This window comes from Pseudomonas sp. SWRI81, from assembly GCF_014268545.1.
GTDB classification, from domain to species: Bacteria; Pseudomonadota; Gammaproteobacteria; order Pseudomonadales; family Pseudomonadaceae; genus Aquipseudomonas; species Aquipseudomonas hamedanensis.
Genome location: NZ_JABWQS010000002.1, coordinates 204,204 through 229,487, shown reverse-complemented (window position 1 = coordinate 229,487; position 25,284 = coordinate 204,204). Strand labels below are relative to the sequence as shown.

Here is a 25,284-nt window from a genome sequence, read left to right as displayed (position 1 = left end):
GATGGCAACGGTAATGAAGAAGGTTGATGCAGTCATCGTCGGTTTCGGCTGGACCGGCGCGATCATGGCCAAGGAATTGACCGAAGCGGGTCTCAATGTGCTGGCGCTGGAGCGCGGGCCGATGCAGGACACCTACCCCGACGGTAACTATCCGCAGGTGATCGACGAACTCACCTACAGCGTGAGGAAAAAACTCTTTCAGGACATCTCCAAAGAGACCGTCACCATCCGCCACAGCGTCAACGACATCGCCCTGCCGAACCGTCAGTTGGGCGCGTTCCTGCCGGGCAACGGCGTCGGCGGTGCCGGATTGCACTGGTCGGGCGTGCACTTTCGCGTCGATCCGATCGAGTTGCGCATGCGCAGCCATTACGAAGAACGCTACGGCAAAAGCTTTATCCCCAAGGACATGACCATCCAGGACTTCGGCGTCAGCTATGAAGAGCTGGAGCCGTTCTTCGACTTCGCCGAAAAAGTCTTCGGCACCTCCGGCCAGGCCTGGACCGTGAAAGGCCAATTGGTCGGTCAGGGCAAGGGCGGCAATCCTTATGCGGCGGATCGTTCCAACCCGTTCCCGCTTGAAGCACAGAAGAACACGGTATCGGCACAGCTGTTCGGCAAAGCGGCTACAGAAGTCGGTTACAAACCTTACAACCTGCCTTCGGCCAATACTTCCGGGCCGTACACCAATCCCTACGGCGCGCAGATGGGTCCGTGCAACTTCTGCGGTTTCTGCAGCGGCTACGTCTGCTACATGTATTCGAAGGCCTCGCCGAACGTGAACATTCTGCCGGCGCTCAAGCCCCTGCCGAATTTCGAACTGCGGCCCAACTCCCATGTGCTGCGGGTCAACCTCGACAGCAGCAAAACCAAAGCGACCGGCGTGACTTACATCGACGGTCAGGGCCGCGAAATCGAGCAGCCGGCGGATCTGGTCATCCTCGGCGCGTTCCAGTTGCACAACGTGCGCCTGATGCTGCTCTCCGGCATTGGCAAACCGTACGACCCGATCAGCGGCGAAGGCGTGGTCGGGCGCAACTTCGCCTACCAGAACATGGCGACCATCAAGGCGTTCTTCGACAAGGACACCCACACCAACAACTTCATCGGCGCCGGCGGTAACGGCGTGGCGGTGGACGACTTCAACGCGGACAACTTCGACCACGGCCCGCACGGCTTCGTCGGCGGCTCACCGATGTGGGTCAACCAGGCCGGCAGCCGACCGATCGCCGGTACGTCGAACCCGCCAGGCACTCCGGCCTGGGGTAGCGCGTGGAAACGTGCGACTGCCGATTACTACACCCATCAGGTGTCGATGGACGCCCACGGCGCGCATCAGTCTTACCGTGGCAACTACCTCGATCTCGATCCGGTGTACCGCGATGCCTACGGCCTTCCGTTGCTGCGGATGACGTTTGACTGGCAGGAAAACGACATCAAGATGAACCGCTTCATGGTCGAAAAAATGGGCAAGATCGCCGAGGCCATGGGCCCGAAAGCCATCGCGGTGATTGGCAAGAAAGTCGGCGACCATTTCAACACCGCGTCGTACCAGACCACCCACCTCAACGGTGGCGCGATCATGGGCACCGATCCGAAGACCAGCGCGCTGAACCGCTATCTGCAGAGCTGGGACGTGCACAACGTGTTCGTTCCGGGGGCATCGGCGTTCCCGCAGGGGCTGGGTTACAACCCGACCGGTCTGGTCGCGGCATTGACCTACTGGTCGGCGAAAGCCATCCGCGAGCAGTACCTGAAAAACCCCGGCCCGCTGGTTCAGGCTTAAGGAGCGATGACCATGAAAAACTTCGTTATCGCGACCCTGGTCCTGCTCGGCAGCGCCTCCGTTCTTGCAGCTGAAGCTGATCAAAATCTGATCAAACAAGGCGAATACCTGGCCCGCGCTGGTGACTGCGTGGCCTGCCATACGGCCAAGGGCGGCAAACCGTTCGCCGGCGGGCTGCCGATGGAAACGCCGATCGGCACGATTTACTCAACCAACATCACTCCGGATAAAACCGGGGTGGGTGATTACAGCTTCGAGGATTTTGACCAGGCGGTGCGCCATGGTGTCGCCAAAAACGGTAGTACGTTGTACCCGGCGATGCCGTATCCGTCCTATGCCCGTGTCAGCGAAAGCGACATGAAAGCGCTGTATGCGTATTTCATGCGCGGCGTCGAACCGGTGGCGCAGGACAACAAGGCCAGCGACATTCCGTGGCCGCTGAGCATGCGCTGGCCGCTGATGGGCTGGCGCTGGCTGTTTGCGCCAAAGGTCGAGGACTACAAGGCGACAAGTGACGATGCGGTGATCAATCGCGGCGCTTATCTGGTCGAAGGCCTCGGCCATTGCGGCGCCTGCCATACCCCGCGCGCACTGACCATGCAGGAAAAATCCCTGAGTGCGGCGGACGGCAGCGAATTCCTCGCCGGCAGTGCGCCGCTCGAAGGCTGGATCGCCAAAAGCCTGCGCGGTGATCACAAGGATGGCCTCGGCAGCTGGAGCGAGGAGCAACTGGTGCAGTTTCTCAAAACCGGACGCAGTGACCGCAGCGCGGTGTTCGGCGGCATGAGCGATGTGGTCACTCACAGCATGCAGTACATGACCGATGCCGACCTGACCGCGATTGCTCGTTATCTCAAATCGCTGCCGGCCAGTGATCCAGCGGATCAGCCGCATCAGTACGATGCGAAAGCGGCGAACGCTTTGTGGAACGGGGATGACAGCCAACCCGGCGCCTCGGTGTACATCGACAACTGCGCGGCCTGCCACCGCACCGACGGCCATGGCTACACCCGGGTGTTCCCGGCGTTGGCGGGCAACCCGGTGCTGCAAACGGAAGACCCGACTTCGCTGATCCACATTGTGCTCAAGGGCGGAACCTTGCCGGCGACACACGCCGCGCCATCGACCTTCACCATGCCCGGTTTCGCCTGGCGCCTGTCGGACCAGGAAGTGGCGGATGTGGTGAGTTTTATACGGGGCAGCTGGGGTAACAAGGGAGCGTCGGTAAGCGCTGATGAAGTCAGCCATTTACGCGCCAGCGATATGAGCAGCACGTCCAACGATGATCTTGGTCAAGTGACCCAGAGCAAATAAAAAACTGCCCGCCTATATAAGGCGGGCAGTTTTTCATGCATTTCAAATTTCAACTTTGAGCATTTAACAATGTCATGGATTCATGATATTGACGTAAGCCTTGGCCAATGCCAGCAACTTGTTCTTGTCATCCGCATCAATATCACCGTCGCCATCGATATCCTTGTCATTACGCACATCGAAAGTTTTTCCTCCATCATAAGAGGCGGCAATAATAATTCGCGAATCCAGCAGGGACTCGGTCGGAACCGCATTGCGCGCGTCCCAGCCGGCTTGCTTCAGCGCGAATTGTATCGACACCAGTACTTCGTCTGGGTCGACCGGAGTTGGGCCGAGTTTTTGCAGAAAGATGCCACGCTGGTTGAAGCTGGACATTATTAATTCCTTTTAAATAGAGTTATAAGAGTTGCAACACGGCGAATACTAACGGGATAAACAGCACGCCTGATACTTAAAAGGTGTGTCTTCGGATTGCGATAATAGTTGGAATAGTTGGCAACTTTCGCGTTAATAATTTTATGGATAGACCTGAGCGCCCAACGGCAGTAGCTATCATTTGAAGCACAGGATACTGTATGCACATACAGCCAACAGGATGCCTGCGATGTCAATCTCCCCGCCCCTTCGTGGTCGCGGCACCGCGACCAACCCGCACAACCGCTTCGCCCCCAGCCGTTCGGTGGCCGAGGACGATGGCTGGTATCAGGAAGTGCCGGACACGCAAAACACCGAGGTGATCATCGAAAAGGCCAAATCGATCATCACCCGCAACACCTCGCCAGACCTGCCCTTCGACCGCTCGATCAATCCCTACCGCGGCTGCGAGCACGGCTGCATCTATTGCTACGCGCGACCCAGCCATGCCTATTGGGACATGTCGCCAGGCCTCGACTTCGAAACGAAGCTGATCGCCAAAACCAACGCGGCCCAAGTGCTGGAAGAGCAGTTGGGCAAAAAAGGCTATCAATGCGCGCCGATCAACCTCGGCTCCAACACCGATCCTTATCAGCCGATCGAGCGCGAGCACAAAATCACTCGCCAGACCCTGGAGGTGCTGCTGCGCTATCGCCACCCGGTGACCATCGTCACCAAGGGCTCGCTGATTCTGCGCGATCTCGACTTGCTGACTGAACTGGCGCAACAACGGCTGGTGGCGGTGATGATCAGCCTGACCACCCTGGACGACGAGCTCAAGCGCATCCTCGAACCGCGCGCTGCTGCGCCCAAGGCGCGCTTGCGCGCAATCCGGGTGATGCGCGAAGCGGGCATTCCCGTCGGGGTGCTGTGTTCGCCGATGATTCCGATGATCAACGACAGCGAGATCGAAAGCCTGCTGACCGAGGCCCACGCGGCGGGCGCGCAGAGTGCCGCCTACATGATGTTGCGCCTACCCCTGGAGGTGGCGCCGCTTTTCGAAGAGTGGTTGCAGGCGCACTATCCGCAACGCGCCGCGCATGTGCTGAGTCTGATTCGCCAGAGTCGTGGCGGCGAGCTCTACGACAGCCGTTTCGGTGCACGAATGCGCGGTGAAGGGCCATTTGCCGACCTGCTCGCCCAGCGCTTTGCCAAGGCAATAAAAAAGCTCGGCTTGAACAAGCGTGATGGCTATAACCTCGATTGCACAGCCTTTTGTCCGCCGGGTCGCCAGATGTCGTTGATTTAGCGACAATTGACGCAGGGTCGAAGGGTTGGAATCCTTCCGTCGAAACGCCCGGTCACGCTTTTTGTGACCTGGAACACACGTTCTAGAGCGTTTGATTCAGTTTCAGTTAAGTTTCGGCGGCTACCTTGTTCATCGAGTGACTGACGGGTCGGGATGACCCGGATGGTTTAAACAGCCACTGGCTTCATACCGGAATACCGGGGCAAGACTCCCTGAATCCGCACAAGAGGATGAATCATGAGTGACAAGGATAAACAGTCGTTGGCTGCGTCGGGGCAAACCCCGGAAGCGGAATCCGCCGATGCAGCGCTGCGACAGATCGTTGACGGCTTTTTGCGTTTTCACCACGAAGTTTTTCCGCAACAGGAAGAACTCTTCAAAAAGCTCGCCACCGCCCAGGCACCCAAGGCCATGTTCATCACCTGCGCCGACTCGCGCATCGTTCCCGAGCTGATCACCCAGAGCTCGCCGGGCGACCTGTTCGTGACCCGCAACGTCGGTAACGTCGTACCGCCTTACGGTCAGATGAACGGCGGCGTTTCCACCGCCATCGAGTACGCGGTCCTGGCGCTGGGCGTGCAGCACATCATCATCTGCGGCCACTCCGATTGCGGCGCGATGCGTGCGGTACTCAATCCGGACAGCCTGGAAAAGATGCCCACGGTCAAAGCCTGGCTGCGCCACGCCGAAGTCGCGAAAACCATGGTGCACGACAACTGTCACTGCGCCGACGAAAAAGAAAGCATGCCGATCCTCACCGAGGAAAACGTCATCGCCCAATTGCAGCACTTGCGTACCCATCCTTCGGTAGCCTCGCGCATGGCGAACGGTCATCTGTTCATCCATGGCTGGGTCTACAACATCGAAACCAGCGAAATCAAAGCTTACGACGCGGACCAGGGACGTTTCCTGCCACTCGACGGCAGTCATCCGATTCCTGTGGCGACGCCCAAAGCGCGCTTCTAAATCTTCCCAACAATCTGTGTGGTATGACGCCGGCCGCTGACTCAGCGGCCCGGCATCCCCACGCCTGAAGAAAACTTCGGGAGAATCGCCATGCGTGCGGCTCAATTGAAAGCTGTGTTGCCACGGGAGCTGCTTGCTTCCGTGGTTGTGTTTCTGGTCGCCCTGCCGCTGTGCATGGGCATCGCCATTGCCTCGGGGCTGCCGCCGGCCAAGGGTTTGATCACCGGCATCATCGGCGGTCTGGTGGTGGGCTGGCTGGCCGGCTCGCCGCTGCAGGTCAGCGGGCCGGCGGCAGGGCTGGCGGTGTTGGTCTTTGAGCTGGTACGCCAGCACGGTATCGAAATGCTCGGGCCGATTTTGCTGCTCGCCGGCTTCCTGCAACTGGTCGCCGGACGCCTGAAGCTCGGCTGCTGGTTCCGGGTCACGGCGCCAGCGGTGGTCTACGGCATGCTGGCGGGGATCGGCGTGTTGATTGTGCTTTCCCAAGTCCATGTGATGCTCGACGCCTCGCCGAAGCCTTCCGGACTGGATAACCTCACGGCGTTCCCAGGCGCGGTGGCGCAGGCCTTGCCGTCATTTGGCTGGCAGGCCGGTTTGCTCGGTCTGTCGACGATTGCGGTGATGTGGCTGTGGGAAAAATTCCGCCCGCATAAGCTGCGCTTCATTCCCGGCGCGTTGCTGGGTGTAGGCCTGGCGACGGGAGCCAGTCTGATGCTGGCGTTGCAGGTCAAGCGCGTCGAGGTGCCGGCGAATCTGGCCGAAGCGATTGATTGGCTGAAGCCGGCCGATTTGCTCAGCCTCGCCGACCCGACGCTGCTGATCGCGGCGTTTGCCGTAGCGTTTATCGCCAGCGCCGAAACCCTGTTATCGGCTGCGGCTGTGGACCGTATGCACAGCGGCGTGCGTTCGGATTTCGACCGCGAACTGTCGGCCCAGGGTGTCGGCAACATGCTCTGCGGCCTGGTCGGTGCGCTGCCGATGACCGGGGTGATCGTGCGCAGCTCGGCCAACGTTCAGGCCGGTGCGACCACGCGTTACTCGACAATTTTCCATGGCCTGTGGCTGCTGGCGTTCGTGCTGTTGCTGTCGAGCGTGCTGCAAAGCATTCCGGTGGCGAGCCTGGCGGGTGTGCTGGTGTATACCGGGTTCAAACTGGTCGACCTGAAAGCCTTCCGCGGCCTGAGTCGTTACGGACGCATGCCGATGTTCACCTACGCCGCCACGGCGCTGGCGATCATCTTCACCGACCTGCTGACCGGCGTGCTGATCGGTTTCGGCCTGACCTTGGTGAAGCTGGCGTTCAAGGCCTCGCGCCTGAAGATCAGCCTGATCGACCTGCCGCAGGACGGCGAGATGGAATTGCGTCTGGTCGGCGCGGGGACATTCCTTAAAGTGCCAGCGCTGACTCAGGTGCTGAACTCGATTCCACACGGCACGACGGTGCATGTGCCGCTCAACAACTTGAGCTACATCGACCATTCGTGTCTGGAGTTGCTGGAAGAGTGGGGCCGGGCGAATGCGGCGAAGGGTTCGAAGCTGTTGATCGAATCCCGCGGGTTGAAGCGCAGGCTTGAGGGCAGAGTGCGGACCAATACCGGGATTGGTGCGGCCGGCTAGAAATTCTGGCTACGCGCAAAACCCTGTGGGAGGGGGCTTGCTCCCGAAAGCGGTGGTTCAGTCAACATTGATAGTGACTGAGACATCGCCTTCGGGAGCAAGCCCCCTCCCACATTGGCTTCCCGCAAAGTCCCGGGGGTCAGGCGGCTGGCTGATCCAGCTCCAGTCCCACACCCAAGCGGCGACTCATGCACGGCCAGCGCTTCCACGCCGCGCCAGTGTCCGGGCTGCTGAGTTTCTCGCGGTAGGCTTCTACCGATTCCAGAGCAAAACTTTCGTCGTTGAGCATCTCGTCGAAGGCGTGATGCACGACTTCATCCAGCTGGTTGGCAAATTCTTCACCGATCAATTGGTGAGCAATCAGGTTGGCGACCGTCATGTCCAGCGGGATCAGCGGCTGGCCGAAATGCTTGATGTACAGGTCGTTGACCTCTTCGACAAACCGGTGCGCCAGATAGGCTTCGTCCAGCAGGCTGTCCAGACCGACATGCCCGGCCATGATTGCCGGCGGCTGGAGAAAATACTGCTCGGCGATTTTCAGTACCGGTTTGATCTGCGATTCGATTCCCGCTTCCCTGGCCACTTCATTGGCTGCGTCCAGCAGGTCTGGCACTTCATCGATGTAGGCGGCGACAAATCGCGTCAGCACGCCTTGGGCGTCGGCTTCCGGCAACTGGATCGCCGGGTGTAGATGGGGCAGCTTGCTTTCCAGCTGACGGGTCAGCAGGCCGGTGTCTTTTTCGTGCTGTTGGGCTTTTTGGATCTGCTCGCGCAATGCGGCGGTGTTCATGAAAACTCCAGGAAACAAGGCAATGAAATAGGGAAGACATAACTTAGCTGGCTTACGAAAAACGCTAAGACGCATTTGTCATAATTATTTCATCCTTGATGCACCTGCGTTATATCCATTTGCCACCACTCGTCTGCATCCTTCTCCATTCGTGCCCTTGAATGCAAGTCCCGGCTGTTTCCGATCATTTACGTCTTCGGGTTGCAATTCCCGGTCGCTGTCTATACTCGCCAATGAATGGAGTTAGCTGATGACGCCCGACTGCACCTGCAGCAAGGCCCGGCGATTCAAGTTCGTAGTCTGATGCAGCCGCTCCCTTGCCGCAGGCGATACGCCGGCGGGATAACAAGAACGATAAGGGGAACCCGCAATGATGCGACATCCACATGTCTGGATGGGCCTCCTGTTGTGGTCGATTTTCAGCCAGGCCAATGCGGCCTGGACTGTGAATATGGCGCCTGGAGCGACTGAAATCAGTCACGCAGTATTCGACCTGCACATGACCATTTTCTGGATCTGTGTGGTGATCGGGATCATCGTCTTCGGCGCCATGTTCTGGTCGATGATGGTGCACCGCCGTTCCACCGGGCAGGTCGCGGCAAAATTCCACGAAAGCACCGGCGTCGAGATCATGTGGACCGTGGTGCCGCTGCTGATTCTGGTGGCCATGGCCGTTCCCGCCACCGCCACGCTGATCAAGATGTACGACACCAGCGAAGCGGACATCGATATCCAGATCACCGGTTATCAGTGGAAGTGGCATTACAAATACCTGGGTCAGGACGTCGAGTTCTTCAGCAACCTGGCCACCCCCGCCGATCAGATTCACAACAAGGAAGCCAAGGGCGAGCATTACCTGCTCGAAGTCGACAAGCCATTGGTGCTGCCGATCGGCGCCAAGGTGCGCTTCCTCGTCACCTCCGCAGACGTCATCCACTCATGGTGGGTGCCGGCGTTCGCAGTCAAACGCGATGCGATTCCCGGATTCGTCAACGAAGCCTGGACGCGCATCGACAAACCCGGTCTTTACCGCGGCCAGTGCGCCGAGTTGTGCGGCAAGGACCATGGCTTCATGCCGATCGTGGTCGAGGTCAAGGAGCAGGCCGACTACGAAGCCTGGCTCGCCGAGCGCAAGGCCGAGGCGGCGCAGCTCAAAGAGCTGACCAGCAAGGAATGGACCCTCGACGAGCTCAAGGAGCGCGGCGACAAGGTCTATCACACCGCTTGCGTGGCCTGTCACCAGGCCGAAGGCCAGGGCCTGCCGCCGATGTTCCCGGCACTCAAGGGCTCGAAAATCGCCACCGGCCCGGTCAAGGATCACCTGAGTATCGTCTTCCACGGCAAGCCCGGCACCGCCATGGCGGCGTTCGGCAAGCAATTGTCGGAAGTCGATATCGCCGCGGTCGTGACGTACGAACGTAACGCCTGGGGCAACAACAAGGGCGACATGGTCACGCCAAAACAAGTGCTGGAGCTGAAACAGGCGGAAAGCCAATGAGCCGGTCAATTGCGTACTGCGTGAACCCGTCGGGGCCAGACGCCCCGGCCCACCCCGTCCACTCATTTGAAGGAGACCGGCCATGAGTGCTGTCATCGATGACCACGGTCACGCCGACCACGCCCACGGCCCTGCCAAAGGCCTGATGCGCTGGGTGTTGACCACCAACCACAAGGACATCGGCACCCTGTACCTGTGGTTTGCGTTCTGCATGTTCCTGCTCGGCGGCTCGTTCGCCATGGTCATTCGTGCCGAGTTGTTCCAGCCCGGCCTGCAGATCGTGCAACCGGAATTCTTCAACCAGATGACCACCATGCACGGCTTGGTGATGGTCTTCGGCGCGGTCATGCCGGCGTTCGTCGGCCTCGCCAACTGGATGATTCCGCTGATGGTCGGCGCGCCGGACATGGCCCTGCCGCGGATGAACAACTTCAGTTTCTGGCTGCTGCCGGCGGCGTTTCTGCTGCTGGTGTCGACCCTGTTCACGCCGGGTGGCGGGCCGAATTTCGGCTGGACCTTCTACGCACCACTGTCGACAACTTACGCACCCGAGAGCGTGACGTTTTTCATCTTTGCCATTCACCTGATGGGCATCAGTTCGATCATGGGCGCGATCAACGTGGTCGCGACCATCCTCAACCTGCGCGCGCCCGGCATGACCCTGATGAAAATGCCGCTGTTCGTCTGGACCTGGCTGATCACCGCATTCCTGCTGATCGCGGTGATGCCGGTGCTGGCCGGGTGCGTGACGATGATGCTGATGGACATTCACTTCGGCACCAGTTTCTTCAGCGCGGCCGGCGGTGGTGATCCGGTGCTGTTCCAGCATGTGTTCTGGTTCTTCGGCCACCCCGAGGTGTACATCATGATCCTGCCGGCGTTCGGCGCGGTGAGCCAGATCATCCCGACCTTCGCGCGCAAGCCGCTGTTCGGCTACACCTCGATGGTCTACGCCACGGCGAGCATCGCCTTCCTGTCGTTCATCGTCTGGGCGCACCACATGTTTGTGGTCGGCATTCCGCTGGTGGGCGAGTTGTTCTTCATGTACGCGACCATGCTCATCGCGGTGCCGACCGGGGTGAAAGTGTTCAACTGGGCCAGCACCATGTGGCAAGGCTCGATGACCTTCGAGACGCCGATGCTGTTTGCCGTCGCGTTCGTCATCTTGTTTTCCATCGGAGGCTTCTCCGGATTGATGCTGGCGATCGCCCCGGCGGATTTCCAGTATCAGGACACCTACTTCGTCGTCGCGCACTTCCATTACGTGCTGGTGCCGGGGGCGATCTTCGGAATTTTCGCCTCGGCGTACTACTGGCTGCCGAAATGGACCGGGCACATGTACGACGAAACCCTCGGCAAACTGCATTTCTGGCTGTCGTTCGTCGGCATGAACCTGACCTTCTTCCCGATGCACTTCGTGGGTCTTGCGGGGATGCCGCGGCGGATTCCGGACTACAACCTGCAGTTCGCCGACTTCAACATGGTCTCGTCGATCGGCGCGTTCATGTTCGGCGCCACGCAGATTTTCTTCCTGTTTATCGTGATCAAGACCATCCGCGGCGGCGAGCCGGCCCCGGCCAAGCCGTGGGATGGCGCCGAAGGCCTGGAGTGGAGCGTGCCGTCGCCGGCGCCGTATCACACCTTCACCACGCCGCCGGAAGTGAAATGAAACGCCTGGCCTCTGTGGGAGGGGGCTTGCTCCCGAATGCCATTTTTCATTCAACAGTTGAGTTGACTGATCCGACGCATTCGCGAGCAAGCCCGCTCCCACAGGGGTTCTCGATTGGGGATTGGAACCATGGCTGACTCGATCTCGCTGAAGAAACTGGTCACGCGCCTGCTGCTCGTCGTGGTGGCGATGTTTGTCTTCGGTTTCGCCCTGGTGCCGATCTACGACGTGATGTGCAAAGCCTTCGGCATTAACGGCAAGACCGGTGGCCAGTACGCCGGTGAGCAAGTGGTCGACACCTCGCGCCAGGTGCGCGTGCAGTTTTTGTCGACCAACACCGCCGACATGCCGTGGGATTTCTATCCCAAGCACGACGAACTGACCGCCAATCCCGGTGCCATCAACGAGATGGTGTTTATCGCGCGCAACCCCACCGACAAACCGATGAGCGCACAAGCGGTGCCAAGTATCGCGCCGAGCAACGCGGCGGCGTATTTCCACAAGACCGAATGTTTCTGCTTTACCCAGCAGGTGCTGCAGCCCGGTGAACAGATCGAAATGCCCGTGCGTTTCATCGTTGACCGCGACATGCCCAAGGAAGTGAAGCACCTGACGCTGTCCTACACGCTGTTCGATATCACCGCCCGACATCCGCCGGTGGCCGTTAGCACTGGCGGTTGAGCGTGCCCGATAAGGAGAACAATAAATGGCAACTCATGAGCACTATTACGTCCCGGCCCAGAGCAAATGGCCGATCATCGCCACGGTCGGAATGTTCGTCACCGTGTACGGCCTCGCGACCTGGTTCAACGATCTGAAGGCGGCGCGTCCGGATTCCCACGGCCCGCTGATCTTTTTCGTCGGTGGGCTGCTGCTGGCGTACATGCTGTTCGGCTGGTTCGGTGCGGTGATCAAGGAAAGTCGCGCGGGGCTGTATAGCCCGCAACTGGATCGCTCGTTCCGTTGGGGCATGAGCTGGTTCATCTTTTCCGAAGTGATGTTCTTCGTCGCCTTCTTCGGCGCGCTGTTCTATATCCGCGTCGTTTCCGCGCCTGGGCTGGCCGGCGAAGGCAGCAAGGGCCTTTCGGAGATGCTCTGGCCGAACTTCGAATATGTCTGGCCGCTGCTGAACAACCCGGACCCGAAACTGTTTCCGCCGCCCAAGGACGTCATCAGCCCGTGGGGCTTGCCGCTGCTCAACACCATTTTGCTGGTCAGCTCCAGCGTGACCATCACCATCGCCCACCATGCGCTGAAGAAAGGTCATCGCGGCGCACTGAAACTCTGGCTGGCGATCACCGTGCTGCTGGGCGTCGCGTTTCTTGGCTTCCAGGCTGAGGAATACATCCACGCCTACAAGGAACTTGGACTGACCCTCGGCTCGGGCATCTACGGCGCAACGTTCTTCATGCTCACCGGGTTTCACGGCGCCCACGTGACCATCGGCACGATCATTTTGTTCGTGATGCTGATGCGCATCATGAAAGGCCATTTCGACAACGAGCACCAGTTCGGTTTCGAAGCGGCGAGCTGGTATTGGCACTTCGTCGACGTGGTGTGGATCGGCTTGTTCTTCTTCGTCTACATACTCTGAAGCGGCAAGCCTCTAGCTGCAAGCTACAAGCTTTAAGTCAAAGCAGTACGGCTTCTAACTTGCAGCTTGCCGCTTGAAGCTTGCCGCTCGCGTCTACCACGGCACGTGGGAGACCAACTGGCCGCTGTAGAAACCCCAGGCCATCAGGCCGACGGTGACGGCGGCCAGTGCCACCCGAACACTCAAGGCGATGACCAGGCGATTTGAACTGCTGTCGTCCTTGACCAGGAAAAACAGGCCGCTGAACAGGCTGATCACCGTGGCAATCAGCATCAGGACGATCGCTGCTTTGAACATGCAAGACTCCGGGGGACAGGCGATGCATTTGAGTATAGCGATCGCGACGACTGACTTTGTGGCGCAGCCATGAAGCACTTTCGCCCGGGCGTAATACCGACGGTGGTGGTCGCGTTGTTGCTGCCGCTGATGGTTGCGCTGGGCTTCTGGCAACTGGGCCGGGGCGCAGAGAAAACCGCGCTGCTCGCCAGCTACGCCGAACGTCGCGTGGCCGAACCGATGGCCAGCAGCGAATTGCCGGGCAGTGCTGACCCGGCTTATCGCCGCGTGCAGCTACATGGCCAGTTCGATGCTGCTCATACCCTGCTGCTCGACAACCGCCAGCGTGGCGGCAAGGTTGGCGTCGAGTTGCTGCAACCGTTCCAGGATCAGCACACGGGGTTGTGGCTGCTGGTCAATCGCGGCTGGTTGCCTTGGCCGGACCGGCGCGTACCGCCGCAATTCAGCACACCCGCCGAGACACTGACGCTCGACGCCTGGGTCTACGTCGCCCCGGGCGCGACGTTCCAGTTACACGCCGACCCGGTCAGCCGTGTCTGGCCGCAAACCATTACCGCCGTCGAGCCGGCCAGACTCTGGCGAACCCTAGAACGCGACGGTTTCGCCTACGAACTGCGCGCCGAGCCCGGCCCGGTCAGCTATCAGACGGATTGGCCGGTGGTCGCGATGGGCCCGGAAAAACACCTCGGCTATGCCGTGCAATGGTTCGCCATGGCCACGGCCCTGCTCGGTCTCTACCTCTATCTTGGCTGGCACAACGCAAAGGAGAAACGCCATGGGAAGCGCCATGAATCCACCCAGCATGTCTGAAGCCAAACCCGCCCTCAGCCGTCGGCGCGGGCGCATTCAATTGCTGCTGATCGTGCTCGGCGTGGTCGGACCGATGCTGCTCGCCACCGGCATGTACAAGTTGCAGTTCTGGGTGCCGGAAGGACGCAGTTATCACGGCGAACTGATCGGCAACGGCCAGACCCGCGCCGACCTCGGCGTGCAGGCCGATGAGCAGCGCTGGCAGATTCTGGTGACAGCGCCGAAGGATTGCGCAGTCGACTGCCAGCAACTGGTGTATCTGGCGCGGCAGATCCAGATCAGCCTGGGCCGCGAAGCCGGACGCGCCAGCCACGCTCTGGCCGCCGCGCAACCGCTGAGCGCCGACTACGCCGCCAGACTCGACCGCGAATACCCGCAGTTGCAACGCTATCCGCTGGATGCCGGCGTGTTCGCCAGGACCACCGGCGACAAGGCGGCGCCGCAGCTATGGATCGTCGACCCACACGGCAATCTGGTGCTGCGCTACGAGCCGAATGTGAAAGGCAAGGATTTGCTCAACGACCTGCGTCACCTGCTGAAACTGTCGAACATCGGATAAGGGCATCGTCATGGCCAAACCTGGATTTCGCCTCGCGCTGTTTGCCACCCTGCTGGCGCTGATTGTGGTGCTGCTCGGCGCTTACACGCGCCTGACCCACGCCGGCCTCGGCTGCCCGGACTGGCCGGGCTGCTACGGTTTTATCAGCGTGCCGAAAAGCGAGGCGCAGCTGGCCCATGCCGAACTGCATTTTCCCGACGCGCCGGTAGAAGCGCACAAGGGCTGGAACGAGATGATCCACCGCTACTTCGCCGGCAGCCTTGGCTTGTTGATTTCGGTGCTGGCCGGACGCGCCTGGGTCAACCGCCGCCACCCGGGGCAACCGGTGAAGCTGCCTCTGTTTGTGCTGGCGGTGGTCATCGCCCAGGCGATGTTCGGCATGTGGACGGTGACGCTCAAGCTCTGGCCGCAAGTGGTTACCGGGCATTTGCTGGGCGGTTTTGCCACGTTGAGTCTGCTGTTTTTGCTGACGCTGAGGTTGTCCGGCGTGCTGCCGGCACTGAGCGTGCCCAAGCGCTTGCAGTATTGGGCGACTGCGGGGCTGTTATTGGTGATCGGCCAGATTGCGCTGGGTGGCTGGGTCAGTTCCAACTACGCAGCGGTGGCCTGCATCGATTTTCCAACCTGTCACGGACAATGGCTGCCGCCCGCAGACTTCGCCAACGGCTTTCACCTGACTCAGCACATCGGCCCGAATTATCTCGGCGGACAGCTGGATAGCGATGCGCGCACGGCGATTCATCTGACCCATCGGATCGGCGCATTGCTGGTGACGTTGGTGCTGCTCGGTCTGGCCTGGCAGTTAAAAGTCGTCGGCATGACCCGTCTGGCCGCTCTACTGTTGATCGCCCTCGCCGCGCAGATCACCCTCGGAATCAGCAACGTGTTGTTTCATCTGCCGCTGCCGATAGCCGTTGCCCATAACGCAGGCGGCGCGGCGTTGTTACTGACGCTGGTGCTGGTCAACTATCATGCGCGCACCAGTCTGCTCCAGGTGGCGCAACCGACGCTGGCGCGCTGGCGCTTCAGCCCGAATAAACCTGCCGTCGCGCCCATTGCATTAAAAGGAGAAACGCCATGGCGAGTCTGATCGGCGAACGTCCCGCGCAAGCGCTGTGGCGCGATTATCTGGAACTGACCAAGCCCAAAGTCGTGGTGCTGATGCTGATCACCTCGCTGGTCGGCATGTTCCTCGCGACCCGCGCCGGAGTGCCCTGGACGGTGCTGATGTTCGGCAACCTGGGAATCGCGTTGTGTGCCGGCGGTGCGGCGGCGGTGAATCACGTAGTGGACCGGCGCATTGACGCGGTGATGGCGCGCACCCACAAGCGACCGTTGGCCGAGGGCCGGGTGTCGCCAGCGGCGGCGCTGACTTTCGCCCTGGTGCTGGCGCTGCTCGGCCAGGCCTTGCTGCTGACCTTCACCAATCAGCTGACCGCGTGGCTGACCCTCGCTTCGCTGCTGGGCTACGCGGTGATCTACACCGGTTTCCTCAAACGCGCGACGCCACAGAATATTGTCATAGGCGGTCTCGCCGGTGCCGCCCCGCCGCTGCTCGGCTGGACCGCCGCCACCGGTCACGTCAGCGCCGAACCGCTGTTGCTGGTGCTGATCATCTTCGCCTGGACCCCGCCGCACTTCTGGGCGCTGGCGATTCATCGCAAGGAGGAATACGCCAAGGCCGACATCCCGATGCTGCCGGTCACCCACGGCGAGCACTACACCAAAGTGCACATTCTGCTGTACACCTTCACGCTGCTGGCGGTGAGCATGTTGCCCTACGTGATTCACATGAGCGGCGTGCTGTATCTGATCTGCGCGCTCGCCCTGGGCGCAAGGTTTCTGCAATGGGCCGTGGTGCTGTACCGTGGCACTCGGCCGCACGCGGCGATCAACACCTTCAAGTACTCTATTTATTACTTGTTCCTGTTGTTCATCGCCCTGCTCGTAGACCACTACTTACTGTTGAACCTATGACTCGAACCCAGAAAACCGTCTTCATCCTCGTGGCCGTGATCGCGCTGATCCTGGGCCTGACCGTCAACAAAGTGCTGAGCGGCAAAGGCCAGGGCGACCCCACCGCGCTGATCGATGCCGGGATCATCCTGCTGCCGCAAAGCCGCAACCTGCCGGACGTGACGATGACCGACCAGGACGGCAAACCGGTGGCCATCGATGAGCTGAAAGGCAAATGGAGTCTGTTGTTCTTTGGCTATACCTTCTGCCCGGACATCTGCCCGACCACTCTCGCGCAACTGCGCCAGATCAAGAGTGAGCTGCCCAAGGACGCGGTGGACAAATTACAGGTCGTGCTGGTCAGCGTGGACCCGAACCGCGATACGCCAAAACAGTTGAAGCAGTATCTGGGCTATTTCGATCCGCAGTTCATCGGCCTGACGCCGGCCTCGATTGAAGAACTGCAAAAAGTCGCCAATGCGGTGAGCATCCCGTTTATTCCGGCCGATACCAGCAAACCGAATTACACAGTCGATCACAGCGGCAACCTTGCGGTGATCGGCCCGGACGGCACGCAGCGCGGGTTTATTCGCGCGCCGCTGAACAATGCCAAACTGGTTGCGCAGCTTCCCGTCATGCTTAACCGTAAGTAAGAACACCGCAGATTCATTGTAGGAGTGAGCCTGCTCGCGATGGCGTCGGTATATCCAATATTGATGAGACGGGCACACCGCGATCGCGAGCAGGCTCACTCCTACAGGGGGCTATATTCGAGGCATCGTGATCGTTCCCACGCTCTGCGTGGGAACGATCAACGTAGACACAAAAAAGGGGGTCGCTCATGGCGTCCCCCTTTTTCATTGCAGCAAGCCGAATCAAAACGCCGGCAACACCGCGCCTTTGTACTTCTCGGTGATGAATTGCTTCACTTCCGGGCTGTGCAGTGCAGCAGCCAGCTTCTTCATCGCATCGCTGTCCTTGTTGTCCGCGCGGGACACCAGGATGTTGACGTAAGGCGAGTCGTTGCCTTCGATCACCAGCGCATCCTTGGACGGATCGAGCTTGGCTTCCAACGCGTAGTTGGTGTTGATCAGCGCCAGATCGACCTGGGTCAGCACGCGCGGGATGGTCGCGGCTTCCAGTTCACGGAATTTCAAGTCTTTCGGGTTGGTCGCGATGTCTTTGATGGTCGACAGAATGTTGGTCGGGTCCTTCAGGGTGATCACGCCAGCCTTGGCCAGCAGCAACAGCGCACGGCCGCCGTTGGTGGCATCGTTGGGAATGACCACGTTGGCGCCGCTTGGCAGCTCTTCGATTTTCTTGACCTTGCTCGAGTAGGCGCCCAGCGGCTCCAGATGCACGCCGGTCACAGCGACGAGGCTGGTGCCCTTGGCCTTGTTGAATTCATCCAGGTACGGCTGGTGCTGGAAGAAGTTGGCGTCCAGGCGCTTTTCGGCGACCTGTACGTTCGGCTGAATGTAATCGGTGAAGACCTTGACCTTCAGATCCACGCCTTCCTTGGCCAGGGCTGGCTTGACGAATTCGAGGATTTCCGCGTGCGGCACCGGGGTGGCGGCAACGGTCAGGGTTTCGGCATGGGCCGAAAACGCAGCAACGGCAGCGAAAGCAGCAATCAGTTTTTTCATTCAGCTAACTCCTTTTGATGGCGCCCGCCAGCGAAGGCCGGCGCCTCTTGATGACAACAAACCGTTATTTGCGCGAGAAATGCACGACCAGTCGGTCGCCAACCATTTGCAACACCTGCACCAGAACCAACAGTAGCACCACGGTGACAATCATCACGTCGGTCTGGAAACGCTGGTAACCGAAACGGATCGCCAGGTCACCCAGACCACCGGCACCCACCACACCGGCCATCGCCGTGTAGGACACCAGTGTAATCGCCGTCACCGTAATCGCTGCGAAAATGCCCGGACGTGCTTCCGGCAGCAAGGCGTTCATGATGATCTGCCGCGTGGTCGCGCCCATCGACTGGGTCGCTTCGATGATGCCGCGATCGACTTCACGCAACGCGGTTTCCACCAGCCGCGCGAAGAACGGGGTCGCCCCCACTACCAGCGGCGGAATCGCACCGGCCACGCCCAGCGACGTACCGGTGATCAGCACGGTGAACGGAATCATCACGATCAGCAGAATAATGAACGGCAGCGAACGCAGAATGTTCACCGCCAGCGACATGAACGCGTAGAGGACACGGTTTTCCAGCAACTGACGCGGGCTGCAAAGGAACAGCAGCACACCCAGCGGCAGGCCGAGCAACACGGTGAACAGCAGCGAACCGCCGAGCATCAGCATCGTGTCGTTAGTGGCCAGGCCGATTTCGAGCCAGTCGATGTTCTGGAAGAACAGTTTGATCGCCGCGACTGCGGCGTCGTAATGCTTGATTGCAGCGTCGAACATTTCCATTAACGCAGGACCTCCATGTGAACGTCAGCGGCGGTGAAGCGGGCGAACGCCGCTTCCATGTCGCCACCGGTGACGGCGAGGGTCAATTGCCCGTACGGAATGTCTTTGATGCGGTCGATGCGACCGGCGAGGATGCTGTAGTCGACGCCGGTTTCCCGGGCAACAGTGCCGAGCAACGGCGCGTAGGTTGCGTCGCCCTGGAAGGTCAGGCGCACGATGCGCCCGGGCACGTGAGCGAAATCGTCGCGTTGCTCGTCCTCGTCGATCTGCTCGCTTTCCTGGACGAAACGCTTGGTGGTCGGGTGTTGTGGATGCAGGAACACATCGGCCACCGGCCCCTGCTCGACGATCACGCCGGCATCCATCACAGCCACCTGATCGCAGACGCGACGGATCACGTCCATCTCGTGGGTGATCAGGACGATGGTCAGTTTCAGCTCACGGTTAATCTCGGCCAGCAATTGCAGGACCGACGCGGTGGTCTGCGGGTCAAGGGCGCTGGTGGCTTCGTCGCACAGCAGAATCTTCGGCTTGGTCGCCAGGGCGCGGGCGATGCCGACGCGCTGCTTCTGGCCGCCGGACAATTGCGCCGGGTACTTCTTCGCGTGGTCAGACAGACCGACCCGCGCCAGCAACTCGTCGACGCGCTGAAAGATTTCAGTGCTCGACAGCTCACCGGCCAGGGTCAGCGGCAACGCCACGTTGTCGGCAACGGTCTTGGAGGCGAGCAGGTTGAAGTGCTGGAAGATCATCCCGACCTGCTGGCGGAAACGGCGCAAGCCGTTGGCGTCCAGCGCGGTGACTTCTTCGCCGTCGACGATGATCTTGCCGCCGCTGGCGTTTTCCAGGCGATTGATCAGACGCAGCAGGGTACTTTTGCCCGCACCGGAATGGCCGATCAGGCCGAACACCTGGCCGTTCTCGATAGAGAGACTGGTCGGGTGCAGCGCGGGAATATCCTTACCGGCGACGCGGTAAGTCTTGTGGACGTTTTGAAACTCGATCACGTAGCGAACCTTGTGGGGCGCGTTAGAAAAGGATCAGCGGTTAGCCGGGCGCGCATTTTAGCCTGTCCGTATAGAGGTTCTTAGCATTTATTTCGCAATTAACCTTCGATTTGGCAATAACGCGATCAAAGGTCATATAAACGGAACGGCTGAAACGCTCATCAGTCACTAAGTAAGCGACTTGAAACCCTGGGTGCCGTGCCCGGGAATCACTCAAGGGTCTGCGGAAGGCATCCGGGGCCAAACGAGGAGTTTACGTCTGATGAGCATCAAAAAGCCTGCACCTGATAAAAGCGAGATGGCCGGGACCGATACCCCGGATCGCGCCAACACCAACGCCAAACTCGACAGCCTGGAAAAATTCCGCTCCGACGCTACAGGCCAGGCGCTGCGTACCAATCAGGGCGTGAAGATCGCGGACAACCAGAACACCCTCAAGGCCGGTCCGCGCGGGCCATCGCTGCTCGAAGATTTCATCATGCGCGAGAAAATCACGCACTTTGACCATGAGCGGATTCCAGAGCGCATCGTCCATGCGCGCGGCACTGGCGCGCACGGCTTCTTTCAGAGCTACGAGAACCATGCAGCACTGACCAAGGCGGGCTTCCTACAGGACCCGGGCAAGAAAACCCCGGTCTTCGTGCGTTTTTCCACGGTGCAGGGGCCACGCGGTTCCGGCGATACCGTGCGTGACGTACGCGGTTTTGCGGTGAAATTCTTCACCGACGAGGGCAACTTCGACCTGGTCGGCAACAACATGCCGGTGTTCTTCATTCAGGACGCGATCAAGTTTCCTGACTTCGTACACGCGGTGAAGCCCGAGCCGCACAACGAAATCCCGACCGGCGGCTCGGCTCACGACACCTTCTGGGACTTCGTCTCGCTGGTGCCGGAATCGGCGCACATGGTGATCTGGGCGATGTCCGACCGGGCCATCCCGAAAAGCCTGCGCAGCATGCAGGGTTTCGGCGTCCACACCTTCCGCCTGATCAACGCCGAGGGCAAATCGCGCTTCGTCAAATTCCACTGGCGCCCGACGGCGGGTACTTGCTCGCTGGTATGGGACGAAGCGCAAAAGCTCGCCGGTAAAGACACCGATTACCACCGTCGCGACCTGTGGGAAGCGATCGAGATGGGCGACTACCCGGAGTGGGAACTGGGCGTGCAGATCGTTGAAGAGGAAAACGAACACGACTTCGATTTCGACATTCTCGACCCGACCAAGATCATTCCCGAAGAAATCGTACCGATTACGCCACTGGGCAAAATGACCCTCAACCGCAACCCGGACAATTTCTTTGCCGAAGTCGAGCAGGTCGCTTTCTGCCCGGGCCACATCGTACCCGGCATCGACTTCTCCAACGACCCGTTGCTGCAAGGCCGGCTATTTTCCTACACCGACACGCAAATCAGCCGACTCGGCGGGCCGAATTTTCATGAATTGCCGATCAACCGTCCGGTGGCGCCGTTCCATAACGGCCAGCGCGATGCGCAACATCGCACGACGATCGACAAGGGCCGCGCCTCTTATGAGCCCAACTCGATTGACGGCGGCTGGCCGAAAGAAACCCCACCGGCGGCACAGGACGGTGGCTTCGAGAGCTACCCGGAGCGCATCGACGCGGCGAAGATCCGCCAGCGCAGCGAGTCGTTCAGCGATCACTTCTCCCAGGCCCGGCTGTTCTTCAACAGCATGAGCGAGCATGAGAAAGAACACATCATCGCCGCTTACAGCTTCGAGCTGGGCAAGGTCGAGCGTGAATTTATCCGCGCGCGCGAAGTGAACGAAATCCTCGCCAACATCGACCTGACCCTGGCCAAGCGTGTTGCGCAAAACCTCGGTTTGCCGGCGCCGGTCAAAGGCACGGTCGAGGTGCGCAAGACTGCGCTGGAACGCTCTCCGGCGTTGAGTCAGGCCAACCTGCTGCCCGGCAATATCAAGACGCGCAAAGTGGCGATTCTCGCCGCCAATGGCGTGGACGGTGCGGCCATCGATGCGATGAAGAAAGCGCTGGAAGCCGAAGGTGCCCACGCAAAACTGCTCGGCCCGACCTCGGCGCCGGTAAAAACCGCAGACGGCAAGGCATTGGCGGTGGATGCATCGATGGAAGGCATGCCCTCAATCGCGTTTGACGCGGTGTTCGTGCCGGGGGGCGCGGCGTCGATCACCGCATTGAGCGGTGATGGTGTGGCGTTGCATTACCTGCTCGAGGCGTACAAACACCTGAAAGCGATTGCGCTGCACGGTGAGGCCAAGCAATTGCAGGACTTGCTGAAGCTGGACGCGGATGCGGGGTTGCTGCAGGGCAAGGATGTGGGTGCGCTGACCAAGCCGTTCTTTGCCGCGATTGGCGAGCATCGGGTGTGGGCGCGGGAGCCGAAGGCCAAAGCGATTCCGGCTTGATTATCGGCTGACAGGAAGGACGCTATCGCGAGCAGGCTCACTCCTACAATGGATCTCGGTTTGACACACAACCCCTGAGACCCCCTGTAGGAGTGAGCCTGCTCGCGATGCTTTTTTCAGGGTTTACGCGGACTCAGAACCATCTGCGCCGGCACTGTGCGCAAAATCTGCTTCTCGATCTGCAGATCAAAATCCGGATCAAGCTTTTTCACGCGCTTGCTCAGCAACGTTGCCAACCACGGATAATCCGCCGTGCGCGGTGCCTGGATGCTGACAGCGCACTCGTAGTTCACGACATCGGCGGCGATCGCATCGAGTTGGCGCTGAAGCTTGTGAATATCACCGATGTTCAAGGCAACCGTGGTGCTTTCGGCAGTCGGGTCGATCACCTTGGCTTTTGGCTTGGCTTCGGCGGCCAGCAAGGCAGCTTCGGCCTTCTCCAGCTCGGCTTTGCGCGCCTCGGTGATGGCGCCGTTGACGCCGCCGGTCAGTGCCGGAGCCGTGGGCATCAAGGCACGGGCACGGCTCAGCGCGGTCGCGGCAGCGTTGACATCGCCTTTTTGCAGGACGATCTGGCTGCGACGCAAATACGCCTCGGCCAGTTGTCGCTGGTATTGCTCCAGGGACTGGTCGTTGGGGGCTGCGGCCTGCAACGCGGCCAACTGGTCTTCGGCGGTGGCCAGTTCGCTGCTGGCCAGGCTTTGCTCCAGCTGTGCGATGGCCGTAGCTCGCGCATCGGGGACTTCAGCCACCGGCGGCGTGCTTTGGCAGGCGCCCAGCAGCACTGAAAATGCGACAAGGAGCAGATAACGGGAGGCGAACGGCTTCATTCCTGCGACTCTCTAATTGCGCAAAAAGCGAGCAAGTCTACACCCCTCGACGGGGCAGAACAAAACTCAGCAGAAACAATGCGGCCGCTGTCACAACGATTGACGGTCCGGCCGGGGTGTCCTTGAACCACGACAATGCCAGCCCGCCACACACCGCGAGCATGCCCAGCAGGCTGGCGCCCAGCGCCATCTGCTCCGGGGAGCGGGCGTGACGCTGTGCCGCAGCGGCCGGGATGATCAGCAACGAGGTGATCAGCAACACACCGACGATTTTCATCGCCACCGCGATCACCACCGCAATCAACAGCATCAGCGCCAGGCGCAAAGCCGCCACCGGCAGGCCTTCGACCCTGGCCAGTTCTTCGTGCACGGTGACCGCCAGCAGCGGCCGCCACAGGGTCACCAGCAACACCAGCACTGCCGCCGTGCCGCCGAGAATCCACATGAGATCGGTCGGACTGATCGCCAGCAGGTCGCCGAACAGATAGGCCATCAGGTCGATCCGCACTTCATGCATGAAGCTTAGTACCACCAGGCCAAGAGAGAGCGTGCTCGGCGCAAGAATTCCCAACAGCGTGTCGGAGGCCAGTGGCTGGCGTTGTTGCAGGGTCACCAATAGCACCGCCAGCAGCAGGCAACCGACCGTCACCGCGACGGTGGGACTGACATCGAGCAAGAAGCCCAGCGCCACGCCAAGCAATGCGGCATGGGACAAGGTGTCGCCGAAGTAGGCCATGCGCCGCCAGACCACAAACGAACCCAACGGCCCGGCCACCATTGCCAGCGCCAGACCTGCAAGCAGGGCGTACAACAGAAAATCAGCCATGCTTGCAGTGGTCTCCATGAACGTGAGGCTGCCCGGCAACCGGGCCTTTGACCACCGAACCGTGCAGGTCATGGGCGTGGTCGTGATGGTGGTGATAGATCGCCAGGCTCGGCGCGTTCTTGCCGAACAACTCGACAAACGCAGGGTCGCCGCTGACTTGCTCGGGGTGCCCGGAGCAGCAGACATGGCGATTGAGGCAGACCACCTGATCGGTGGTGCTCATCACCAGATGCAAATCGTGCGAGACCATCAGCACGCCGCAACCGTGGCGATCGCGCAGACGGGTGATCAAGCTGTACAGTTCGGCCTGGCCGGCGACATCAACGCCCTGCACCGGCTCGTCGAGCACCAGCAGTTCCGGCTCGCGCAGCAGCGCCCGGGCCAGCAGCACGCGCTGCATTTCGCCGCCGGACACACTCTGCACCGGACTGTCGATAACGTGTTCGGCGCCGACTTCCTTCAGCGCAGCCAATGCACGCGTACGGTCAACGCCCGGCACCAGACGCAGGAAACGCAGGACCGAGAGCGGCAAGGTCGGATCGACATGCAGCTTTTGCGGCATGTAGCCGACGCGCAGCTTCGGCTTGCGCCAGACGCTGCCGCTGTCCGGTTTCAACAGCCCGAGTACAGCGCGCACCAGGGTGGTTTTGCCGGCGCCGTTGGGGCCGATCAGGGTGACGATCTGCCCCGGCTCGACGCTCAGCTCGATGTTGTCCAGCACGGTCTGTCCGGCAAACGTGACGGCGACCTGGTCCAGACGAATCAACGCGTTGCTCATCAAGCCCCCTGGCACCCGGAGCACAGGCCGACGACTTCGACGGTCTGTGCCTCGACAATGAACCCGACCTCTTTGGCGCTATTGATGATCGCGTCGCTGATCACTTTTTGCTCAAGCTCAATGGCCGCATGGCACTCGCGGCAGATCAGGAACTGACCCTGATGCGCGTGTTCCGGGTGGACACAGCCAACAAAGGCGTTCAGCGACGAGATGCGGTGGACCAGGCCATTTTCCAGCAGGAAGTCCAGCGCGCGGTACACGGTTGGCGGCGCGGCGCGGCGGCCATCCTGCTCGCTGAGTACGGCAAGAATGTCATAGGCGCCCAGCGGCTTGTGACTCTGCCACACCAATTCCAGCACCCGGCGGCGCAACGCGGTCAGGCGCAAGCCTTTCTGGGCGCACAAAGCATCGGCCTCGGACAAAGCGCTATGTACGCAATGTGAGTGGTCGTGGGGACGGCTGGCGATCGGTGTAATAGGCATGGGCGGCGACG

At 60.5% G+C, this 25,284-nt stretch carries 25 protein-coding genes; 15 read left to right on the top strand and 10 right to left on the bottom strand.

The features are described 5' to 3' along the window. Position 1: 1 nt before the first annotated feature. Complete coding sequence (locus HU765_RS02520; RefSeq protein ID WP_186546306.1) at positions 2 to 1,786, top strand: GMC family oxidoreductase; 1,785 nt, start codon at positions 2 to 4, stop codon at positions 1,784 to 1,786. 12 nt (positions 1,787 to 1,798) lie between these two features. After that, positions 1,799 to 3,100 carry a cytochrome c gene (locus tag HU765_RS02515; protein WP_186618906.1) on the top strand — a complete coding sequence of 434 codons (1,302 nt, stop codon included), beginning with the start codon at positions 1,799 to 1,801 and terminating at the stop codon, positions 3,098 to 3,100. A 72-nt stretch (positions 3,101 to 3,172) separates the two neighbouring features. Here HU765_RS02515 and HU765_RS02510 read toward each other — a convergent pair whose 3' ends face one another. Next, a complete protein-coding gene (locus HU765_RS02510) occupies positions 3,173 to 3,475 on the bottom strand; it encodes a hypothetical protein (RefSeq protein WP_186546304.1) in 303 nt (100 codons plus the stop codon). A 229-nt stretch (positions 3,476 to 3,704) separates the two neighbouring features. Here HU765_RS02510 and HU765_RS02505 point away from each other — a divergent pair, with 229 nt between their 5' ends. The 3 genes from HU765_RS02505 (at position 3,705) to HU765_RS02495 (ending at position 7,346) form a co-directional block, all read left to right on the top strand. Continuing rightward, positions 3,705 to 4,763, top strand: a complete 1,059-nt coding sequence (locus HU765_RS02505; RefSeq protein WP_186546303.1) for a PA0069 family radical SAM protein — start codon at positions 3,705 to 3,707, stop codon at positions 4,761 to 4,763. Positions 4,764 to 5,000: 237 nt separating this feature from the next. Beyond that, positions 5,001 to 5,729: a carbonic anhydrase gene (locus HU765_RS02500; protein ID WP_186546302.1), complete on the top strand. Its 729-nt coding sequence runs from the start codon at positions 5,001 to 5,003 to the stop codon at positions 5,727 to 5,729. Between the two features lie 90 nt (positions 5,730 to 5,819). Beyond that, positions 5,820 to 7,346 (top strand): SulP family inorganic anion transporter, encoded by a 1,527-nt coding sequence (locus HU765_RS02495; protein WP_186546301.1) that lies wholly within the window; start codon positions 5,820 to 5,822, stop codon positions 7,344 to 7,346. 139 nt (positions 7,347 to 7,485) lie between these two features. Here HU765_RS02495 and HU765_RS02490 read toward each other — a convergent pair whose 3' ends face one another. Then, positions 7,486 to 8,136 (bottom strand): hypothetical protein, encoded by a 651-nt coding sequence (locus tag HU765_RS02490; RefSeq protein ID WP_186546300.1) that lies wholly within the window; start codon positions 8,134 to 8,136, stop codon positions 7,486 to 7,488. A 370-nt stretch (positions 8,137 to 8,506) separates the two neighbouring features. Here HU765_RS02490 and coxB point away from each other — a divergent pair, with 370 nt between their 5' ends. The 4 genes from coxB (at position 8,507) to HU765_RS02470 (ending at position 12,897) form a co-directional block, all read left to right on the top strand. Then, the gene (gene coxB / locus HU765_RS02485; protein WP_186618905.1) at positions 8,507 to 9,634 is read left to right on the top strand and encodes a cytochrome c oxidase subunit II; all 1,128 of its coding nucleotides are present in this window, start codon (positions 8,507 to 8,509) and stop codon (positions 9,632 to 9,634) included. A gap of 82 nt (positions 9,635 to 9,716) precedes the next feature. Continuing rightward, the gene (gene ctaD / locus HU765_RS02480; RefSeq protein WP_042609004.1) at positions 9,717 to 11,303 is read left to right on the top strand and encodes a cytochrome c oxidase subunit I; all 1,587 of its coding nucleotides are present in this window, start codon (positions 9,717 to 9,719) and stop codon (positions 11,301 to 11,303) included. 129 nt (positions 11,304 to 11,432) lie between these two features. Continuing rightward, the gene (locus HU765_RS02475; RefSeq protein WP_186618904.1) at positions 11,433 to 11,984 is read left to right on the top strand and encodes a cytochrome c oxidase assembly protein; all 552 of its coding nucleotides are present in this window, start codon (positions 11,433 to 11,435) and stop codon (positions 11,982 to 11,984) included. Positions 11,985 to 12,009: 25 nt separating this feature from the next. Continuing rightward, positions 12,010 to 12,897, top strand: a complete 888-nt coding sequence (locus HU765_RS02470) for a cytochrome c oxidase subunit 3 (protein WP_186618903.1) — start codon at positions 12,010 to 12,012, stop codon at positions 12,895 to 12,897. Between the two features lie 93 nt (positions 12,898 to 12,990). On the opposite strand, the gene HU765_RS02465 is transcribed toward HU765_RS02470, so the two are convergent. Further along, positions 12,991 to 13,194 (bottom strand): twin transmembrane helix small protein, encoded by a 204-nt coding sequence (locus HU765_RS02465; RefSeq protein WP_186618902.1) that lies wholly within the window; start codon positions 13,192 to 13,194, stop codon positions 12,991 to 12,993. Positions 13,195 to 13,263: 69 nt separating this feature from the next. Between HU765_RS02465 and HU765_RS02460 the strand changes: the two genes are divergently transcribed. The 5 genes from HU765_RS02460 to HU765_RS02440 are packed head-to-tail and all read left to right on the top strand — an operon-like array spanning position 13,264 to position 17,172. Next, a complete protein-coding gene (locus HU765_RS02460; RefSeq protein ID WP_186618901.1) occupies positions 13,264 to 14,004 on the top strand; it encodes an SURF1 family protein in 741 nt (246 codons plus the stop codon). Beyond that, complete coding sequence (locus HU765_RS02455; protein WP_186618900.1) at positions 13,970 to 14,563, top strand: hypothetical protein; 594 nt, start codon at positions 13,970 to 13,972, stop codon at positions 14,561 to 14,563. The genes HU765_RS02460 and HU765_RS02455 overlap by 35 nt, the downstream gene beginning before the upstream one ends. Positions 14,564 to 14,573: 10 nt before the next feature. Beyond that, entirely contained in the window at positions 14,574 to 15,653 is a 1,080-nt protein-coding gene (locus HU765_RS02450) for a COX15/CtaA family protein (RefSeq protein ID WP_186618899.1), read from the top strand. Beyond that, positions 15,641 to 16,540: a heme o synthase gene (gene cyoE, locus HU765_RS02445; protein ID WP_186618898.1), complete on the top strand. Its 900-nt coding sequence runs from the start codon at positions 15,641 to 15,643 to the stop codon at positions 16,538 to 16,540. Before HU765_RS02450 ends, cyoE begins: the two co-directional genes overlap by 13 nt. Next, a complete protein-coding gene (locus HU765_RS02440) occupies positions 16,537 to 17,172 on the top strand; it encodes an SCO family protein (RefSeq protein ID WP_186618897.1) in 636 nt (211 codons plus the stop codon). Before cyoE ends, HU765_RS02440 begins: the two co-directional genes overlap by 4 nt. 222 nt (positions 17,173 to 17,394) lie before the next feature. Here the strand turns inward: HU765_RS02440 and HU765_RS02435 are convergent, their stop codons facing one another. The 3 genes from HU765_RS02435 to HU765_RS02425 all read right to left on the bottom strand — a co-directional run bounded on the left by HU765_RS02435 (position 17,395) and on the right by HU765_RS02425 (position 19,953). Next, positions 17,395 to 18,165, bottom strand: a complete 771-nt coding sequence (locus HU765_RS02435) for a MetQ/NlpA family ABC transporter substrate-binding protein (protein ID WP_186618896.1) — start codon at positions 18,163 to 18,165, stop codon at positions 17,395 to 17,397. 64 nt (positions 18,166 to 18,229) lie between these two features. Beyond that, entirely contained in the window at positions 18,230 to 18,940 is a 711-nt protein-coding gene (locus HU765_RS02430; RefSeq protein WP_186618936.1) for a methionine ABC transporter permease, read from the bottom strand. Positions 18,941 to 18,945: 5 nt separating this feature from the next. After that, on the bottom strand, positions 18,946 to 19,953 hold the full coding sequence (locus tag HU765_RS02425) for an ATP-binding cassette domain-containing protein (RefSeq protein ID WP_186618895.1): 1,008 nt from the start codon (positions 19,951 to 19,953) through the stop codon (positions 18,946 to 18,948). Between the two features lie 262 nt (positions 19,954 to 20,215). On the opposite strand from HU765_RS02425, the gene katE reads away from it, so the two are divergent. After that, positions 20,216 to 22,357, top strand: coding sequence for a catalase HPII (gene katE / locus HU765_RS02420; RefSeq protein ID WP_186618894.1), 2,142 nt, complete (start codon positions 20,216 to 20,218; stop codon positions 22,355 to 22,357). Between the two features lie 116 nt (positions 22,358 to 22,473). Here the strand turns inward: katE and HU765_RS02415 are convergent, their stop codons facing one another. The 4 genes from HU765_RS02415 to HU765_RS02400 are packed head-to-tail and all read right to left on the bottom strand — an operon-like array spanning position 22,474 to position 25,273. Continuing rightward, positions 22,474 to 23,187, bottom strand: a complete 714-nt coding sequence (locus tag HU765_RS02415) for a PA5502 family lipoprotein (protein WP_186618893.1) — start codon at positions 23,185 to 23,187, stop codon at positions 22,474 to 22,476. Between the two features lie 37 nt (positions 23,188 to 23,224). Continuing rightward, positions 23,225 to 24,013 (bottom strand): zinc ABC transporter permease subunit ZnuB, encoded by a 789-nt coding sequence (znuB, locus tag HU765_RS02410; protein ID WP_186618892.1) that lies wholly within the window; start codon positions 24,011 to 24,013, stop codon positions 23,225 to 23,227. Further along, complete coding sequence (gene znuC / locus HU765_RS02405) at positions 24,006 to 24,791, bottom strand: zinc ABC transporter ATP-binding protein ZnuC (protein ID WP_186546285.1); 786 nt, start codon at positions 24,789 to 24,791, stop codon at positions 24,006 to 24,008. Before znuC ends, znuB begins: the two co-directional genes overlap by 8 nt. Then, the gene (locus tag HU765_RS02400) at positions 24,791 to 25,273 is read right to left on the bottom strand and encodes a Fur family transcriptional regulator (protein ID WP_186546284.1); all 483 of its coding nucleotides are present in this window, start codon (positions 25,271 to 25,273) and stop codon (positions 24,791 to 24,793) included. Before HU765_RS02400 ends, znuC begins: the two co-directional genes overlap by 1 nt. Positions 25,274 to 25,284: the final 11 nt, after the last annotated feature.

What these genes read in the sequence shown, in the direction of transcription:
- HU765_RS02520 (WP_186546306.1), top strand. Translation starts at nt 2, where the DNA reads ATGGCAACGGTAATGAAGAAGGTTGATGCAGTCATCGTCGGTTTCGGC.
- HU765_RS02515 (WP_186618906.1), top strand. Translation starts at nt 1,799, where the DNA reads ATGAAAAACTTCGTTATCGCGACCCTGGTCCTGCTCGGCAGCGCCTCC.
- HU765_RS02510 (WP_186546304.1), bottom strand. Translation starts at nt 3,475, where the DNA reads ATGTCCAGCTTCAACCAGCGTGGCATCTTTCTGCAAAAACTCGGCCCA.
- HU765_RS02505 (WP_186546303.1), top strand. Translation starts at nt 3,705, where the DNA reads ATGTCAATCTCCCCGCCCCTTCGTGGTCGCGGCACCGCGACCAACCCG.
- HU765_RS02500 (WP_186546302.1), top strand. Translation starts at nt 5,001, where the DNA reads ATGAGTGACAAGGATAAACAGTCGTTGGCTGCGTCGGGGCAAACCCCG.
- HU765_RS02495 (WP_186546301.1), top strand. Translation starts at nt 5,820, where the DNA reads ATGCGTGCGGCTCAATTGAAAGCTGTGTTGCCACGGGAGCTGCTTGCT.
- HU765_RS02490 (WP_186546300.1), bottom strand. Translation starts at nt 8,136, where the DNA reads ATGAACACCGCCGCATTGCGCGAGCAGATCCAAAAAGCCCAACAGCAC.
- coxB (WP_186618905.1), top strand. Translation starts at nt 8,507, where the DNA reads ATGATGCGACATCCACATGTCTGGATGGGCCTCCTGTTGTGGTCGATT.
- ctaD (WP_042609004.1), top strand. Translation starts at nt 9,717, where the DNA reads ATGAGTGCTGTCATCGATGACCACGGTCACGCCGACCACGCCCACGGC.
- HU765_RS02475 (WP_186618904.1), top strand. Translation starts at nt 11,433, where the DNA reads ATGGCTGACTCGATCTCGCTGAAGAAACTGGTCACGCGCCTGCTGCTC.
- HU765_RS02470 (WP_186618903.1), top strand. Translation starts at nt 12,010, where the DNA reads ATGGCAACTCATGAGCACTATTACGTCCCGGCCCAGAGCAAATGGCCG.
- HU765_RS02465 (WP_186618902.1), bottom strand. Translation starts at nt 13,194, where the DNA reads ATGTTCAAAGCAGCGATCGTCCTGATGCTGATTGCCACGGTGATCAGC.
- HU765_RS02460 (WP_186618901.1), top strand. Translation starts at nt 13,264, where the DNA reads ATGAAGCACTTTCGCCCGGGCGTAATACCGACGGTGGTGGTCGCGTTG.
- HU765_RS02455 (WP_186618900.1), top strand. Translation starts at nt 13,970, where the DNA reads ATGGGAAGCGCCATGAATCCACCCAGCATGTCTGAAGCCAAACCCGCC.
- HU765_RS02450 (WP_186618899.1), top strand. Translation starts at nt 14,574, where the DNA reads ATGGCCAAACCTGGATTTCGCCTCGCGCTGTTTGCCACCCTGCTGGCG.
- cyoE (WP_186618898.1), top strand. Translation starts at nt 15,641, where the DNA reads ATGGCGAGTCTGATCGGCGAACGTCCCGCGCAAGCGCTGTGGCGCGAT.
- HU765_RS02440 (WP_186618897.1), top strand. Translation starts at nt 16,537, where the DNA reads ATGACTCGAACCCAGAAAACCGTCTTCATCCTCGTGGCCGTGATCGCG.
- HU765_RS02435 (WP_186618896.1), bottom strand. Translation starts at nt 18,165, where the DNA reads ATGAAAAAACTGATTGCTGCTTTCGCTGCCGTTGCTGCGTTTTCGGCC.
- HU765_RS02430 (WP_186618936.1), bottom strand. Translation starts at nt 18,940, where the DNA reads ATGTTCGACGCTGCAATCAAGCATTACGACGCCGCAGTCGCGGCGATC.
- katE (WP_186618894.1), top strand. Translation starts at nt 20,216, where the DNA reads ATGAGCATCAAAAAGCCTGCACCTGATAAAAGCGAGATGGCCGGGACC.
- HU765_RS02415 (WP_186618893.1), bottom strand. Translation starts at nt 23,187, where the DNA reads ATGAAGCCGTTCGCCTCCCGTTATCTGCTCCTTGTCGCATTTTCAGTG.
- znuB (WP_186618892.1), bottom strand. Translation starts at nt 24,013, where the DNA reads ATGGCTGATTTTCTGTTGTACGCCCTGCTTGCAGGTCTGGCGCTGGCA.
- znuC (WP_186546285.1), bottom strand. Translation starts at nt 24,791, where the DNA reads ATGAGCAACGCGTTGATTCGTCTGGACCAGGTCGCCGTCACGTTTGCC.
- HU765_RS02400 (WP_186546284.1), bottom strand. Translation starts at nt 25,273, where the DNA reads ATGCCTATTACACCGATCGCCAGCCGTCCCCACGACCACTCACATTGC.